The following is a 14523-nucleotide window of genomic DNA, read 5'->3' as shown; positions in this document are numbered from 1 at the left end:
AATCGATGCATAAACGTTCATTTTACCTGAATTTATAGAAAAATCTGTATTTTTATTGATTTGACTTCCAATTCTGCCTGTCATATACTTCACCTAACGAACGTCAGGAAGGCGGTTTTCAATGTGACCTCAGAACAGCTTAAACAGGCGGCCATCCGCCTATTTGCCGATCATGGCTATGAAGGTACTTCACTGGCTGACATTGCTGCTGAAGTTGGAATAAAGAAACAGTCGATTTACACCCATTTTAAAAATAAGGATGAACTCTTCCTTAAGGCGATGACTGATGTTCTTGAGAAGGAGATTGAGTATGTAAAAGCTTCATTTTCTTCTCCAGAACAGCCCCAGCTTAACGACATTTTGTTCCGTTATCTGACGGATTACGTGCACCGCTTTGAAAAAGAGGCGGAAACAAAATTCATGCTGAGAATCAGCTTTTTGCCCCCCTCACATTTATATCGGGAGGTCATGGAAAAAGTTTATGTGTACCTCGATACGTTCGAAGAACTGCTCATCGGTGTTTTCGAAAAACAGCTTGATCTTGCAGTAAAACCGGCTGAAGCGGCTACGGCGTATATGGGTGTCGCAGATGCTGTCTTCGCCGAAATGCTGTACGGCGGACCTTCGCGCGTGCAAAAACGGCTGAACAGCTGTTTTAAAGTCTATTGGAATGGCATTACCAGAAAAGCGTAATCGCCCGTTTAGCTCCGGGAGTCAGATAAGGAAACGGCGGTAAAGGCGCTTTTTGCCTTTGCCGATGGTTCCGTTCTGACAGAGGAGTTGGGCGGTGGAGCTAGACACCACGAAAAGCGGAGCCGACCGGTTAGCCCTGACAGGCAGAAAAGAAATCACCGGAAAAGTCCGGTTTTGACTTTTGCGGGGATTTTGTTCTGACGGAAGGGCTGGGAGGCGGAGCTGGACACCACGAAAAGCGTAATCGCCCGTTTAGCTCCGGGAGTCAGATAAGGAAACGGCGGTAAAGGCGCTTTTTGCCTTTGCCGATGGTTCCGTTCTGACAGAGGAGTTGGGCGGTGGAGCTGGACACCACGAAAAGCGGAGCCGACCGTTTAGCCCTGACAGGCAGAAAAGAAATCACCGGAAAAGTCCGGTTTTGACTTTTGCGGGGATTTTGTTCTGACGGAAGGGCTGGGAGGCGGAGCTGGACACCACGAAAAACGGACCCGACCGTTTAGCCCTGACAGGCATCCAAAATATTATTCGAAAAAGAAGGCGCTTTTCTGCCTATCATCAATTCTCATTGCCGATATGGAAATATAAGGAAGGGGAAATTATCATGAACAAAGATTGGACAAAAGTATTTATGGCCGGTTTTGTTGAAGTCATTTGGGTTGCCGGCCTTAAGTATTCAGACAGCTGGCTTGAATGGCTTGGAACCATCATCACAATCTGCATCAGCTTTTACCTGCTGATCAGTGCAACGAAAAGACTGCCTGTCAGTACGGTTTACGCTGTTTTTACAGGACTTGGGGCAGCCGGAACCGTGATAGCAGAAATTATGTTTTTTAACGAGCCTTTCCAGCTGGTTAAAATTCTTTTAATCGCCGTTTTAGTATGCGGGGTTATTGGGTTAAAAACACTGTCTGATGACAAAAAAGAGGAGGCTTCCATATAATGGACTGGGTGTTTCTAATTGGTGCCGGTCTGTTCGAAGTAGCCGGTGTTATCGGGATTAATAAAATGAAGGAATCTAAAGGAATTGTTCCGCTGTTGATTATGATTGCAGGTTTTTCGCTCAGCTTTCTGCTGCTGAATCAGTCCCTGCAGACGATCTCACTTGGGACTGCCTATTCCGTCTGGACAGGAATTGGATCTGCCGGGAGTGCGCTGATCGGCATCTTGTTCTATGGGGATTCAAAAAGCTGGAAACGGATTTTATTCATCAGCATGATCATTTCGGCAACGGTCGGCCTCAAACTGGTTTCGTAAGGAGTTGTCACTTTGATTAAATATTCGTTTCTCGTGTTTATTGGAGCGTGCAGCTACGGCATTATTTCTACGATTATCAAGCTTGCCTATAAACAGGGCTATTCAGTGGAAGAAGTCATCGGGAGCCAGTATGTGACTGGCTTTCTTCTCTTTTTGGCCTGCGCCCTTCTCTTTTCGAGAAAAAAAGCAACATGGAAACAGGCGCTTTTCTTAATGCTGACGGGGACGACGACAAGTTTTACAGGAATTTTTTACGGAAAATCACTCGAGACCGTTCCTGCCTCCATTGCAATTATCCTGCTGTTTCAATTTACGTGGATCGGCATCTTAATTGAGGCATTTTATCTGAAAAAGAGACCTGACAGCGCAAAGCTTTTCGCTGTCCTTCTTTTGCTCATAGGCACCTTTATGGCAGGCAATCTGTTCGGGAAAGAAGCCATCAGCTTGACGGATCCGGGGATCATTTGGGGTCTTCTATCTGCCGTCTCGTTTTCTCTGTTTATTTTTGCAAGCGGGAAGGTAGCAGCTGAGCTTCCATCGTTGAACAGAAGCCTGTTCATGTCGTTTGGGGCAGCCATCTTCCTCACCATTCTTTTCACTCCCGATTTTATGACAAATGGTTCTCTGCAGGCAGGACTATGGAAATTCGCCTTGCCTCTCGGCTTTTTCGGCGTGTTTATCCCGGTTGTGCTGTTTTCAGTCGGAACTCCTAAAATCGGGTCAGGACTCGCCACAATTGTCGGGGCTGCCGAACTGCCTGCAGCCGTTCTCTGCTCTGTCTTTTTTCTGAAAGAATCGGTGAACCTGCTGCAGACGGCCGGCATTATGCTTATCCTTTTGGGTATTGCCGTCCCGCAGCTGGTCTATTTTTTCCGGCAGAAAAAGAATGTGAGTCAGACACTGCGAATGTAAGGTGAATATGCACTCGAATCGTACGCTATCTGTACATGGGATGAAGATTATAACGTAAGAAAGATAGATAGAGTGTACGACACAGAAGCCTGATATAGAAAGAAAGGGTGAATTTGTTATTCTCAAATTCACCCTTTTATATTTATATCCCAGCCTCTTTTCTATATGCTGCGCCTTAAAAATCTGCTTTAATGTGGCGGATCAGTGCCTCTGCACTTTCGTTTACTTGTTCCTGATTCAGTGTTCTTACCCCATGCTCGACAAACGCTGGAAGAAAGCGCATGCCCGTCAGGTTAGCCATTGCCTGAAACGGCTTGAACAGTTCACTCATGCTGTAATGGTTGTAGCCTCCTGACTGATACGCAGCTTCCGGTCCTCCCGTTGAAACAGCGAGCATAAACTCTTTTCCGTGAAGCTTTGTTCCCTGTGAGCCATATGCCCAGCCGTATGCCAGCACCACATCCTGCCATTCTTTCAGAAGAGACGGACTGCTGTACCAGTAGAACGGAAATTGAAAGACAATCCGGTCATGTTCAAGCAGGAGCTTTTGCTCGCGCTCTATATCAATTTTAAAATCCGGATATTTACTGTACAGGTCATGAACCGTAACATCTTCTTCTCTATTTAAATGGTTCAACCATGTTTTATTAACGTTTGACCCTGATAAATTCGGGTGGGCAGCTATGACTAATGTTTTCATTATATCTCTCCTTAAATAGTTGTATATGCAAATGATTGCGTAAAAAGAAAACATTTGTACATGCAAATGAATACACAAAAAAATTTACGTTCTTTTCTCTAGTTTATTGCTCGCCTCATGCAGCGACTTGCTTAATTCCAGGCTGAATTCTTTTCCAAGAACAGCGGAGTATTCCTCAAACAGATCCTTCAGCGATGCCCGGAACTGTGTATAAATCTTTTCTCCCTCACTTGTAAGTGAGATGAAAGACTGCTTGCCGTTTACTTTCCGGTTTACAAGCCCCTTCTTCTCAAGCTTGTCGATAAATCTGGTGCTTGTTGATGGAGCAATGGAAAGCTTTTTGCACAGCTCTTTTTGAGTGATTCCCGGATGAAATTTAACGGTCATGATTAAGTATAAATAAGATGGCGCAAGGTCACCCGCATCAAAAACGTCTTCAGCAAGTTTTGTCATGTTTCGAGCGAATCGGCTCGCCGTAAAATACAAACAGTGCATGAGTACTTGTTCTTCTTCGTTCATTTGCATCATTCCTTTTATCATTTGCATATACAAATTAACATGTTTTTAAATGCAATGTCAAGTAAGTAATTAGGAGCAGGAAGAACGTCAATCCCCTGCCCGAAACGTCTTAATTGCTTCCTCTGCCTGCTTTTCTGTTACATACGGTGTATGAAAATAAACACGAACAACTGTCCCGTCTTCAAGTTCCAAGAAATAATGATAGGTCTGCACAGCGGTCATTGTCTTTACGTGCTGAAGCAATCGTTCTGCAGGATAGGCCAGGTTCGTGATCTCCTTTTTCTCAAGTATTCCAGCACCGCCTTCAAGACTTTGTTTTTCCTCAGTCGAACTCAGTACAGCTCCTCCAACTGTGCGCTCTCCCTGTTTAAATACAAGACCTTTGTCACTTTTCAAAATGTCCATTCCCTGAGGCAGATCAATTGTGTACATTTGCTCGCCGCTCCTGCCGGATTCATTTGCAAGATAGACAGAGAAAAGACCAATGCCAAGGAGCAGGACAGCGGCAGCAGCTATCTGAAAAAAACGGTGCATGAGTGTAATAGGAGCCTGCCTTCTCTGCAAGCGTGCACGAATGGACTGTTTTTGTGAAGGAGACATGTTTTTTCTGGGGAATTTCATGTTCTCATAATTCAAGCTCAGCACCTCTTTCCAACCGTGGGTTTTGCTTTAATTTCTGAAGAGCCCGGTAATACGTCCGGCTTACTTTTTTTCTTGGCCACCCAAGAACATGTGCTGTTTCTTCTACTGAAAGTTCGGAGACCATTCTGAGCATAATCACGTCGCGGTATTCTGCCTTCAGCTCTGAAATCGCTTTGTATGCTTCACTCAGCTCTTCATGTTCAACCAAAATCTCGTCCGGTGTTTTTATATCCCGCTGACCGGGCAGCCAAGCAAGCAATTTCTTCCTCCTCCACTGATCGATGACAAGTCTTCTCGCGATGCTGATCAGCCATGTTTTCGGATGGCTCTCTTCCCGGAACCTGCTTTTGAACGCTTTTATAAACACTTCTTGAACATCATCTTCGACATCATGTGTGCCCTTGTAATACACAAGAAAGTGGTGCACATCGTCGCCGTATTCGCTGAACATCCTCTCCAGTTCCTGTCCGTCCATCCCATTCACCCCATTTTGCCCTCTTTGCCCCATTAGACGTTTTCTTTCTTCCATTCTCTCACTGAAACGAAAAAAATTCAGTCTCTTTTCAGACTGAATTTTTTCCGTTTTGATCATCGGTTTAATCTAAGACGGCGGTCGATTATTCAAAAATCGGTCAGTTTAGTTAAATATGATTTGATTTTTCACTTCATTAAATGTAATATATACATTACAAATGCAATGTATATATTACATTAGGTGCAGGGTGGGATAATGAGAAATAATGTCAAAATAACTCGAATCAGCATTTCAATGACCCAGGAACAATTAGCTAAAAAAACGGGTGTAACCAGACAGACAATTGGACTAATTGAGAAAGGAGAATACAATCCGAGTCTTCAACTCTGTATTGCCATAGCGAAAGTACTTAATAAAACGTTAAATGATTTATTCTGGGAGGTAGAAAACGAATGAAATCTTGGATATCTTTACTAATACCGGATGATGAATATAAAGAAAGAAAAATGCTGTATTTTTTATCTGAAGGTGGAATAGTCCTCTTCCTTTTTCTAATTGTGATGGTTATTACCGGCCGGTATTTTGACATAAGTGCAGAGGTAGTATTGCTTTGTTCTATCGCTGTCTTTCTCTTTTATGTATATGGACGATACATCATATCCGGAATTGAATATACCGATATCACGTCAGAAAAGGCATACGTTAAAGAATTAAGGTCCATTTTTATTAAAACAGTCACTTTTATAGTTATATTTATAGCAGCATATATGACTCTTATTAAGGTACCTGACAGTCCGAATGAATGGATAGAAATTTCAGGACTTTTATTAACTCTTTGTACAGTGATGTTCTTCTCCAACTACATTTCCTTAAAGTGTTCCTATAAAAAAAATAAAGAGTTATTATAATGGCTTTATTTTTAATATAGGATTGTGTATTGATTTTAAAATTGAACACACTTTTCAACACCGCCCGATGATGGGCGGTGTTATGGAAGTTTATAGCATTGTATTGAAACGCTCCACTTATACTTGTCCGGCCCTTTCTTTTTTGGCAGCCCGGTTATAAAGGTCTCTTATTTGATTGTATTCTTTCTCAGGAAGATTGCCTTTTGCCGCAAGCTTCTTTATATAATGGAGAAAAGACATGCCTGATCGGAGGAAACACCCTATGAATGAAAAAACAGTGCTCATTACAGGTGCATCAAGCGGTTTTGGGATGCTCGCCGCCTGCAGACTTGCAGCGGAAGGATACCGCGTCATCGCTTCTATGAGGAATACGGAGAAACAAACGGACCTTTTCAGGATGCTTGGAGAACACGAAGAAAGAGTGACGGTTCTTGAGCTTGACGTCACGTCACCGGAATCCATTGATGCATTGAAGAAGTATTTGAAAGAGACCGGCAAAATCGACATACTGATCAATAACGCCGGATTTGCCTTTGGCGGATTTGGAGAGGAAGTAACGGTTGCTGATTATAAAAGCCAGTTTGAAACGAATTTCTTCGGTGTCATTGCTGTTACCCAGGCGGTCCTGCCATATATGCGCAAACAGCGCAGCGGAAAAATCATCAACATGAGCAGCATCAGCGGATTGATCGGCTTTCCCGGCCTCTCGCCGTATGCAGCATCAAAGCATGCGCTTGAAGGATACAGCGAGAGCTTAAGACTTGAAGTGAAGCCGTTCGGCATTGATGTCGCACTGATTGAACCGGGCTCTTTTTCTACGAACATCTGGACAACGGGAAGAAAAGTATCTTCAATAGAAGATTCTCCGTATCTTGTGTATATGAATGCCATTGAAAACGAACTTGAACAGGGAAAGGAAAAGCTTGGGGATCCGGCTGATGTCGCTGAACTGATTGTTAAGCTGTGTGCAAAAAACTCATTGACTAAGCTCAGATATCCGGCTGGAAAAGGCGTCCGGATATCCCTGTTCTTAAAACGGATACTACCCTGGCGCATGTGGGAATCCATTCTTATTGGAAAACTGCTCAGGAAGAAGATCGAATTGTAAACTTACTTATTCAGAAACTCTGTCGTATACTCGTTTATTTCCGCTGACTTTGTCCAGTGGAGATAATGATGTCCTGTAAGCGAAACAAGTTTGTGTTCTTTCACATGGCTCATTTGATCCAGATAGAACGTTTTAATTTTTTCGTCTTTTGCTTTTTGATCCTTATCCTCCGCTTGAAAAATCATAACGGGAATATGCGGGGGGAACGTCATATCTTCTGTTTTTTCCGCACTTCTGCTCAGTTCATTCGCTTCATCTATGACGTTTTTATGGTAGTTTTTCCATGCGGCAATTCGTTTGGTCATGCTTTTATTTTCTTCTGAATATGTTTCTTCCTCTGCAATCGGAAGAAAGTCTTCAGGCGTGAATGCCGCCGCCCACCTGGCAGCACCGAGTACAGAGGCAGCACGAACGAACGAAGGAACCGACGGAGCTTTTTCATTAAAAAAGTCAAAAGCCTTTGGCAGGGTTGGATCAATTCCGATAATAGCTTCAATTTCATCTGGATAGGCATTGGCAAAGTACATACTGTAAACCCCGGAGACTGAGTGCGGCATCAAAATATACGGACCGTTGATGCCGGTTTTTTTCAGTGCCGTCCGCACCTCTTCCACCATGTTCTCCACTGTGCGCACTTCATTCGTTCCATCACTCCATCCATAGCCGAATGGTTCTGCAACAACGACTTTATGGTTCTTTGCCAATTCATTTACCAGCGGCTCAAAATCAAGGACTGGCGCAGCCGTTCCGAGTCCGCTTAATAGCAAAATCGTATGTTCTCCTTCACCCTTTGTGTAAACGTGCATGCTTCTTCCGTCTACTTCGACAAGCTGACCCGGAGCCTGGTATTTCTTCTGCTCATAGAATGTGATCACTTGATGAAGGATGAAGCTCAGCAATATGATTGCTCCAATCAGCATAAAAAGAGTCCGGATGATTTTTTTCCATTTTGTTTTCATGGTTTGTCCCGCTTTCTTTAATAAAGGTATTCACCTAGTTTAGCGGACAAAGTTTAAGACGAGGTTATGATTTGTAAAAGAATTGTTTAAAATTGGTTCTCGCTGCAAAGAAAAACTCATTTGCTTAAAAGGGGTAAAGTTTAGATGCGGCAGATCAGACAGCACAGCAGCGGAAAATAATCGGCTTTGTCCGTCTCCCAAGAAAAATTATGTTAAAATGGAAATAATTTGTTATCAGGCTTTAAGGCAGGCTGGTTGAGCAAATCTTATCTAATCAGATTGGGGTGTTTAGATGAAAAGCTTATATAAATCCACGCAAGATAAGCAATTATCAGGTGTACTAGGAGGCTTAAGCGATAAGTATAAAATTGATGTCAGCATTCTTCGAATAGCTGTTGCACTGTCATTCTTTTTTACTGGCGGAATAACATTATTAATTTATATCATAGCTGCAATTGTCTTGCCAGCAGATAAAGAAATTAAGAGATGACTATATGTAAGAAAGCCAGCAGGCCGCGGGAAACTAACTGGAAAAGGATAAGGGACTCCAGCCAAAAACTGGAGTCCCCTTGTCATGTCAGAAAGATGAAAATCTCTCAATGCTGTTCAACTGGTGCTTCAAGACGGTCCTTTACCCTTCCTATCCCTCCAATTCCTTCCGCTGTCTGAACTCTTCCTTAATCTCATCCAGAAGCACAGGGTCTGTCAGCAGCTGAAGCGCGGTCAGGGCAAGGCCTTTTGCACCGAGCAGAAGCGCTGCGTCCCCCTGCTCTGATTTGGCTGCCTCCCTGAATTCGTCTGTGTGGCCGACGAGGGTATCGGGTCCAATTTTGATGTACGGATGGATCGTCGGAACAACGTGGCTGATATTGCCGGCGTCCGTTGAGCCGAGGCCTTCGCGCTCAGACGTTTCCACTGTTTCTCCGAGACTTTCAAGCTGCTGTTTAAAAACGGAATCAAATGTCCGGTTTAGCACCAGGTTGTCGACTTCATTTTGAAAAGCAATCACGTTCAGCTTAGCGCCTGTCGCCAAGGCTGCTCCCTGTGCTGCAGCTTTGATGCGTTCTGTTGTCTCTGAGCATTTTTTTCTCGTTGCCGCGCGGATGTAGAACCGTGCCTTCGCATAGTGCGGGACAATGTTCGGGGCATCGCCGCCGTGCGTGATGATCCCGTGGATTTTCACATCGTCCGTTACATGCTGACGAAGAGCGTTGATGCTGTTGAAAAGCTGAATGACTGCATCCAGGGCATTGATTCCCTGATGAGGAGCAGCTGCAGCATGCGCCGGCTTTCCGATGAATTCAAAATCGAGCGGATCCACTGCAAGGGAGTTCCCCGTTATTCTCGTAGCGTTCGACGGGTGCACCATTAGGGCAGCATCGATGCCTTCAAGCAGCCCGTGCTTGACAAAGCTTCCCTTCGCACTGCCGTTCGGGCCGCCTTCTTCTGCTGGTGTTCCCAAAACGACTACTTCTCCGCCAATTTCGTCAATCTGTCTGCCGAGGGCAATCGCTGCTGCTGTGCTTGCGGTGCCGATGATGTTATGGCCACATGCATGGCCAAGTCCAGGAAGCGCATCGTATTCTGCCAGAAAAGCAACAGATGGGCCGCTTTTTACTGACGATTTTTTACGGGCCAGAAACGCCGTCTCGTGTCCTGCCACTCCGCGTTCAACTGTAAATCCTTCTGCCTCAAGCAAGTCGGAAAGGAGCTTTGAAGCAAAGTATTCCTCATTGCCGATTTCAGGATTTTCATGAATCGAATGGCTGATCTTCAGGTACTCTGCCTTTCTTGATTCTATTTCATCAATGATTTGCTCTTTGAGCGTAACAGCTGCTGTGCTCATGCTCTTTCCTCCTCAATGGTTATTCTCCAATTTCACTTAGAGGGACAAATGTAGGAATCGTGGCTCCGTCATATTCTTTTTTGATAAAGTCAGCCGTGTCTTCCTCCTGGTAAAGCTCAACGATGCGTTTCAGTTCTTTGCGGTCTTTATCTTCCGTGCGTGCTGCGATAATGTTGATATATGGTGTGGCTGTATCATCTTCATGGAAAATAGAATCTTTGATCGGGTTAAATCCTGCATCAACGGCAATTCCGTTGTTGATGATGGATCCCGCTACGTCGGGAAGGACACGCGGTGTCTGGCCTGCGACGACAGGCACGATTTCAAGGTTCTTCGGATTTTTGACGATTTTATCAAGAGATCCGTTGCCGTCAAAGTCTTCAGGAAGTTCAATTAAGCCTGCTGACTGAAGAAGGAGGAACGCTCTTCCCATGTTAGTCGCTTCATTCGGAACAGCAATTTTTCCGCCTTCGGGAATGTCTTCAACAGATTTGTATTTATCCGAGTAGAGGCCTAGAGGCGCGATGACCGTTGTTCCGATTGGAGTCAGGTCAAGATTATGTTCTTTTTTGAAGGCATTAAAGTAAGAAATCGTTTGAAACGCGTTGGCATCTAGCTCGCCTTCTGAAAGTGCCAGGTTCGGCTGCACATAATCTGAAAATCTGACAATCTCAATGTTAATGCCTTCTTTTTCTGCCTTCTTGGCAACAAAATCCCATATGCGGTTATCAGATCCGCTGACACCGATTTTTACATCCACCTCTTCTTTTCCGCTTGCTGTTTTATTTCCGCATCCTGCAGCAAAAGCAGCAAGTGCTGCAATGAGCGTTAAAATGATCCATTTTTTCATCATTGTTCTCTCCTATCGTCTTCTGATTTTTTTCGATAAAATGTTTCCTGAAGTCTGCAGTCCTTGAACAAGGACAACAAGAATGGCCACTGTTATGATCATGACAACCGTGTCAAAGCGCTGGTAGCCGTATGTAATGGCGAGATCTCCAAGCCCGCCTCCGCCGACAGCCCCTGCCATCGCAGATGCGCCGACAAGTCCGACTGTCGCAATCGTCAGACTCAAAACAAGCGAGCTTAATGCTTCCGGAACAATAAATTTAAAGATAATCTGGCTTGGCGTTGCCCCCATTGCTTCTGCCGCTTCAATGACTCCCGGGTCAACTTCAAGCAGCGAGTTCTCTATTAATCTGGCAATATAAGGACCTGCGTAAAAGACAAGCGGCACAACAGCTGCAGCTGTTCCGATCGACGTTCCGACAATCAGTCTCGTCAGCGGAACAATCGCCACCATCAAAATGATGAACGGCACTGACCGGAAGAGATTCACAATCCCGTTCAGGATGTTAAAAATAATGGCATTTTCCCATAGATGTCCCTTCCGGGTAATGACCAGCAGCACGCCGAGCGGAAGACCGATCAACGTGGAGAAAAGCAGGGAAAAACCGGTCATTGCGAGTGTTTCGACTAAAGCATCAATTATTTGCTGAGAATCAACTAGCATGTGCATTCACCTCTTTCACTGATACGTTCTCCTGGTTCATCACCAGAAGCGCTCTTTTTATTTCACTTTCTGTCCCCTGAAGTTCAACGATTAAGTGTCCAAACGGAATTCCCTGAAGCTCCGTAATGTTTCCGAACAGCACGTTGATATGGAGGTCAAATCGTTTCGCAATCTGCGAAAGGAGCGGCTGGCCTGAGGATTTGCCGACAAAGTTGATTTTGAAAATCTGTGCCTGGCTGTTTTCCTCCTGAACAAGCTTCAGGACCGATTCGGGAATAGAATCATTCAGAACAGAGCTGACAAAGTTTGAAGCGGTCTTTGTTTTCGGATTTGAGAAAACCTCAAACACAGAGCCTGATTCGATGATTTTCCCGCCTTCAATCACGGCCACTGTATCGCAAACCTCTCTGATAACTGACATTTCATGCGTGATCATGAGAATCGTAATGTTGTATTCCTCGTTGATTTTTTTCAAAAGCTTCAGAATCGAAGCTGTTGTCTGAGGATCAAGCGCTGAGGTAGCTTCATCGCACAATAGAATGGATGGCTGGGTAGCAAGTGCTCTTGCAATTCCGACACGCTGTTTCTGGCCGCCTGATAACTGATCAGGGTACTGATTCGCTTTGTCCTCAAGTCCTACAAACGAGAGCAGCTCAGCAACCCGCTCCTTAATGACTTTCGGCGAGGCCTTTGAGAGAAGCAGCGGCATCGCCACATTTGCATAGACCGTTTTTGAATTCAGCAGATTGAAATGCTGAAACACCATGCCAATTTTCCGTTTGACTCCTCGCACATCCTTTTTGGAGAGAGCCGTCAAGTCAAGTCCATCAACAATGATCTGTCCTGCTGTTGGACGCTCGAGCAGGTTTACCGTGCGGATCAGCGTGCTTTTGCCCGCTCCGCTGAATCCGATAACTCCGCAAATTTCCCCTTTTTTCACCTCTAGATCAATGCCGTCAAGGGCTTTCACTTCATTGCCGCCGCTTTCGTATACCTTTGTGACGCCTTTAAATTCAATCATCTATGTAACCTCCCATTTATTTTGCATTAAAAAAACCCTCTTCTATCCGACAAGAAGAGGGCATGGCATAACGGATCACCGGTTCTCTTCTCATCTCCCAGGCAATCGCCTGCTGGAATTGGCACAGTACTTTTTCGAAAGTCCGCTGCCGAAGCATCATGGGGCCAGTCCCTCCGCTTCTCTGGATAAGAAAATCATGATTTAGTTTTGAAAAATAAAAACCTCTCCCTGAAAGACAGGAAGAGGCTGGATCTGCAAAAAAAGACCGTTCGCTCTTCTCATCTCTCAGGCTTCACGCCTGCTGGAGTTGGCACAGTTCTCATAATGAGTCCGCTGCCGAGGTTTCAAAGGGCCATATCCCTCCACCTCTCGTGATAAGAAGCTATATTTTCGATGTGTCTTACTTTACTCTCGTATTTTCTGAAAGTCAACACTTTTTTAAAAAATCAGTTGGACTGCTTAGAAAGTCTGCGGTATTTAAACTGCTGCCACTGAAAACGGATAAAGCAGCCGATGCAAAAACCGAGAATCGCGGTAAATGCAGCAATGGCAACCATAATAGTCGCCGCATAGGCAAGGACCGTCCAGTCAAGCGCGTATCCAGCATATCCAAGGCTCAGGCAGACTACAGCAATTGCCTGATTAAACTGCTGCTGATCAAAATCCTCCTGTATGTAAGCTGAAGGCTCTTTCTTCAAAAACGTCGCGGCTGCTTTCATAATCGGGTTTACCTTTACTAGCAGTCCCATAATTCCGGCCGTAAGAGGCACCAGTAAAAAAGCGCCCATGCCGCTGATCCAGAACGCTGCAGCGGATAGAACGATCACCCATTGATTGACTAACACTAGAGGTTTTGGAATGGTTTTCACACTAAAACCCACCTATCTGATTGGAATATAAGTATTTTACTCCAGGCAGGCAATTTTGTGAAGAGGATTGCACCAGGAAGTGATTGACAGCTATCTCTCCAGCATGATAAGATCATTAAAACCGACTAAACCAATAAGAATTAAATATAAACTATCAAGAGTGAACGAGAGATCTGGCTCCATGACTTCACAGCAGCCGCCGCACGCCGGAAAGGTGCTCCAACCAGCAAAGCACGATGCTTTGGCCGATAAAGACAAACCCTCTCTTGTCAGCTGTAAGCAGGAGAGGGTTTTTTAGTTCAAAATTGATTGGGAGGAAATGATGATGACGACGAAACATGTGCCTGTCCTTGCAGGAGCTGAAAGCTTTTTTCATAAAGGAAATGAGATTGGCATTCTTCTGTGCCACGGATTTGCCGGTACGCCTCAGAGTGTAGGCGAGCTTGGAAAACTTTTGGCCGCAAAGGGCTATACCGTTTATGCCCCGCGCCTGAAAGGCCACGGAACTACTCCCCTCGATTTTGAAGACTGCTGCTTTACAGACTGGATTCAAAATATCGAAGAAGCCTATAAAAAGCTTAGAAAAGTGTGCCGCAGAATCTTTGTCGCCGGACAGTCCATGGGCGGAATATTAGCGGCTCACCTTGCCTGCAGGCACCAGGAAATTGACGGCCTTATCACCATCAATGCAGCACTCAGTGTTCCAGGCTATGAGGTTTTTCAGCACGAAATCGAACCCCGTTTCATTCCAGAAGGAAGACCGGATATCAAAGCGGACGATATTGAAGAAATTACGTATGAAGCCGTTCCGATTAAAGCCGTCCACAACCTGCTGACGCTCATTAATACAACGAAACCCGTGCTTTCTGAAGTAACCTGTCCGGCCCTGATTTTCAAATCAGAAGAAGACCATGTTGTTCCGGCCTCAAGCTCAGATGTTCTTTTCCATGCCATCTCATCTCCTTTTAAACAGATGGTCAGCCTCACGAATTCCTATCATGTGGCCTCAATGGATTTTGACAAAGATATCATTGCAGAAAAAACAGCCGGCTATATTGAACTTTGCTGCTCCAGGGAGTATAAATTGTCTGTCTGAATCTGCTA

19 protein-coding genes and 3 riboswitches are annotated in these 14523 nt (G+C 44.8%); of the genes, 9 read left to right on the top strand and 10 right to left on the bottom strand.

Going from position 1 to position 14523, the window contains the following annotated elements; all coding sequences use genetic code 11:
* The first annotated feature begins 123 nt into the window (after window positions 1–123).
* From MHB63_11890 to MHB63_11875, 4 genes are all read left to right on the top strand, one after another.
* Window positions 124–693 (top strand): TetR/AcrR family transcriptional regulator, encoded by a 570-nt coding sequence (locus MHB63_11890; GenBank protein MEK3807234.1) that lies wholly within the window; start codon window positions 124–126, stop codon window positions 691–693.
* A gap of 601 nt (window positions 694–1294) precedes the next feature.
* A complete protein-coding gene (locus MHB63_11885) occupies window positions 1295–1633 on the top strand; it encodes a multidrug efflux SMR transporter (protein ID MEK3807233.1) in 339 nt (112 codons plus the stop codon).
* The gene (locus MHB63_11880; GenBank protein MEK3807232.1) at window positions 1633–1947 is read left to right on the top strand and encodes a multidrug efflux SMR transporter; all 315 of its coding nucleotides are present in this window, start codon (window positions 1633–1635) and stop codon (window positions 1945–1947) included. The genes MHB63_11885 and MHB63_11880 overlap by 1 nt, the downstream gene beginning before the upstream one ends.
* A gap of 12 nt (window positions 1948–1959) precedes the next feature.
* Window positions 1960–2859, top strand: a complete 900-nt coding sequence (locus MHB63_11875) for a DMT family transporter (GenBank protein MEK3807231.1) — start codon at window positions 1960–1962, stop codon at window positions 2857–2859.
* A gap of 175 nt (window positions 2860–3034) precedes the next feature.
* On the opposite strand, the gene MHB63_11870 is transcribed toward MHB63_11875, so the two are convergent.
* From MHB63_11870 to MHB63_11855, 4 genes are all read right to left on the bottom strand, one after another.
* Complete coding sequence (locus MHB63_11870; protein MEK3807230.1) at window positions 3035–3559, bottom strand: NAD(P)H-dependent oxidoreductase; 525 nt, start codon at window positions 3557–3559, stop codon at window positions 3035–3037.
* Window positions 3560–3643: 84 nt separating this feature from the next.
* Entirely contained in the window at window positions 3644–4078 is a 435-nt protein-coding gene (locus tag MHB63_11865) for a MarR family transcriptional regulator (protein MEK3807229.1), read from the bottom strand.
* Window positions 4079–4165: 87 nt separating this feature from the next.
* Window positions 4166–4714, bottom strand: a complete 549-nt coding sequence (locus tag MHB63_11860; GenBank protein MEK3807228.1) for a hypothetical protein — start codon at window positions 4712–4714, stop codon at window positions 4166–4168.
* Entirely contained in the window at window positions 4704–5195 is a 492-nt protein-coding gene (locus tag MHB63_11855) for a sigma-70 family RNA polymerase sigma factor (GenBank protein ID MEK3807227.1), read from the bottom strand. Before MHB63_11855 ends, MHB63_11860 begins: the two co-directional genes overlap by 11 nt.
* A gap of 255 nt (window positions 5196–5450) precedes the next feature.
* Between MHB63_11855 and MHB63_11850 the strand changes: the two genes are divergently transcribed.
* The 3 genes from MHB63_11850 to MHB63_11840 all read left to right on the top strand — a co-directional run bounded on the left by MHB63_11850 (window position 5451) and on the right by MHB63_11840 (window position 7211).
* A complete protein-coding gene (locus MHB63_11850; GenBank protein ID MEK3807226.1) occupies window positions 5451–5651 on the top strand; it encodes a helix-turn-helix transcriptional regulator in 201 nt (66 codons plus the stop codon).
* A complete protein-coding gene (locus tag MHB63_11845; protein ID MEK3807225.1) occupies window positions 5648–6103 on the top strand; it encodes a DUF3278 domain-containing protein in 456 nt (151 codons plus the stop codon). The genes MHB63_11850 and MHB63_11845 overlap by 4 nt, the downstream gene beginning before the upstream one ends.
* Window positions 6104–6365: 262 nt before the next feature.
* Window positions 6366–7211, top strand: a complete 846-nt coding sequence (locus MHB63_11840; protein ID MEK3807224.1) for an SDR family oxidoreductase — start codon at window positions 6366–6368, stop codon at window positions 7209–7211.
* A 2-nt stretch (window positions 7212–7213) separates the two neighbouring features.
* Here MHB63_11840 and MHB63_11835 read toward each other — a convergent pair whose 3' ends face one another.
* Entirely contained in the window at window positions 7214–8170 is a 957-nt protein-coding gene (locus tag MHB63_11835; GenBank protein MEK3807223.1) for an alpha/beta hydrolase, read from the bottom strand.
* A 292-nt stretch (window positions 8171–8462) separates the two neighbouring features.
* Between MHB63_11835 and MHB63_11830 the strand changes: the two genes are divergently transcribed.
* Entirely contained in the window at window positions 8463–8660 is a 198-nt protein-coding gene (locus MHB63_11830) for a PspC domain-containing protein (protein ID MEK3807222.1), read from the top strand.
* A 150-nt stretch (window positions 8661–8810) separates the two neighbouring features.
* Here the strand turns inward: MHB63_11830 and MHB63_11825 are convergent, their stop codons facing one another.
* The 5 genes from MHB63_11825 to MHB63_11805 form a co-directional block, all read right to left on the bottom strand.
* The gene (locus tag MHB63_11825; protein ID MEK3807221.1) at window positions 8811–10016 is read right to left on the bottom strand and encodes a M20 family metallopeptidase; all 1206 of its coding nucleotides are present in this window, start codon (window positions 10014–10016) and stop codon (window positions 8811–8813) included.
* Between the two features lie 19 nt (window positions 10017–10035).
* Window positions 10036–10866 carry a MetQ/NlpA family ABC transporter substrate-binding protein gene (locus tag MHB63_11820; GenBank protein MEK3807220.1) on the bottom strand — a complete coding sequence of 277 codons (831 nt, stop codon included), beginning with the start codon at window positions 10864–10866 and terminating at the stop codon, window positions 10036–10038.
* Between the two features lie 12 nt (window positions 10867–10878).
* On the bottom strand, window positions 10879–11529 hold the full coding sequence (locus MHB63_11815; protein MEK3807219.1) for a methionine ABC transporter permease: 651 nt from the start codon (window positions 11527–11529) through the stop codon (window positions 10879–10881).
* Window positions 11519–12550 carry a methionine ABC transporter ATP-binding protein gene (locus tag MHB63_11810; protein ID MEK3807218.1) on the bottom strand — a complete coding sequence of 344 codons (1032 nt, stop codon included), beginning with the start codon at window positions 12548–12550 and terminating at the stop codon, window positions 11519–11521. The genes MHB63_11815 and MHB63_11810 overlap by 11 nt, the downstream gene beginning before the upstream one ends.
* An 87-nt stretch (window positions 12551–12637) precedes the next feature.
* Window positions 12638–12742: riboswitch (SAM riboswitch) on the bottom strand.
* Window positions 12743–12825: 83 nt separating this feature from the next.
* A riboswitch (SAM riboswitch) is annotated at window positions 12826–12931 on the bottom strand.
* A 65-nt stretch (window positions 12932–12996) separates the two neighbouring features.
* The gene (locus tag MHB63_11805) at window positions 12997–13419 is read right to left on the bottom strand and encodes a DUF4395 domain-containing protein (GenBank protein ID MEK3807217.1); all 423 of its coding nucleotides are present in this window, start codon (window positions 13417–13419) and stop codon (window positions 12997–12999) included.
* A gap of 148 nt (window positions 13420–13567) precedes the next feature.
* A riboswitch (SAM riboswitch) is annotated at window positions 13568–13674 on the top strand.
* Between the two features lie 70 nt (window positions 13675–13744).
* Between MHB63_11805 and MHB63_11800 the strand changes: the two genes are divergently transcribed.
* A complete protein-coding gene (locus MHB63_11800) occupies window positions 13745–14515 on the top strand; it encodes an alpha/beta fold hydrolase (GenBank protein MEK3807216.1) in 771 nt (256 codons plus the stop codon).
* Window positions 14516–14523: the final 8 nt, after the last annotated feature.

Source organism: Bacillus sp. FSL H8-0547 (assembly GCA_038002745.1).
Lineage (GTDB): Bacteria > Bacillota > Bacilli > Bacillales > Bacillaceae > Bacillus_P.
The sequence above is the reverse complement of the archived record's forward strand: the minus strand, read 5'-3'. Positions and strand labels throughout refer to the sequence as shown.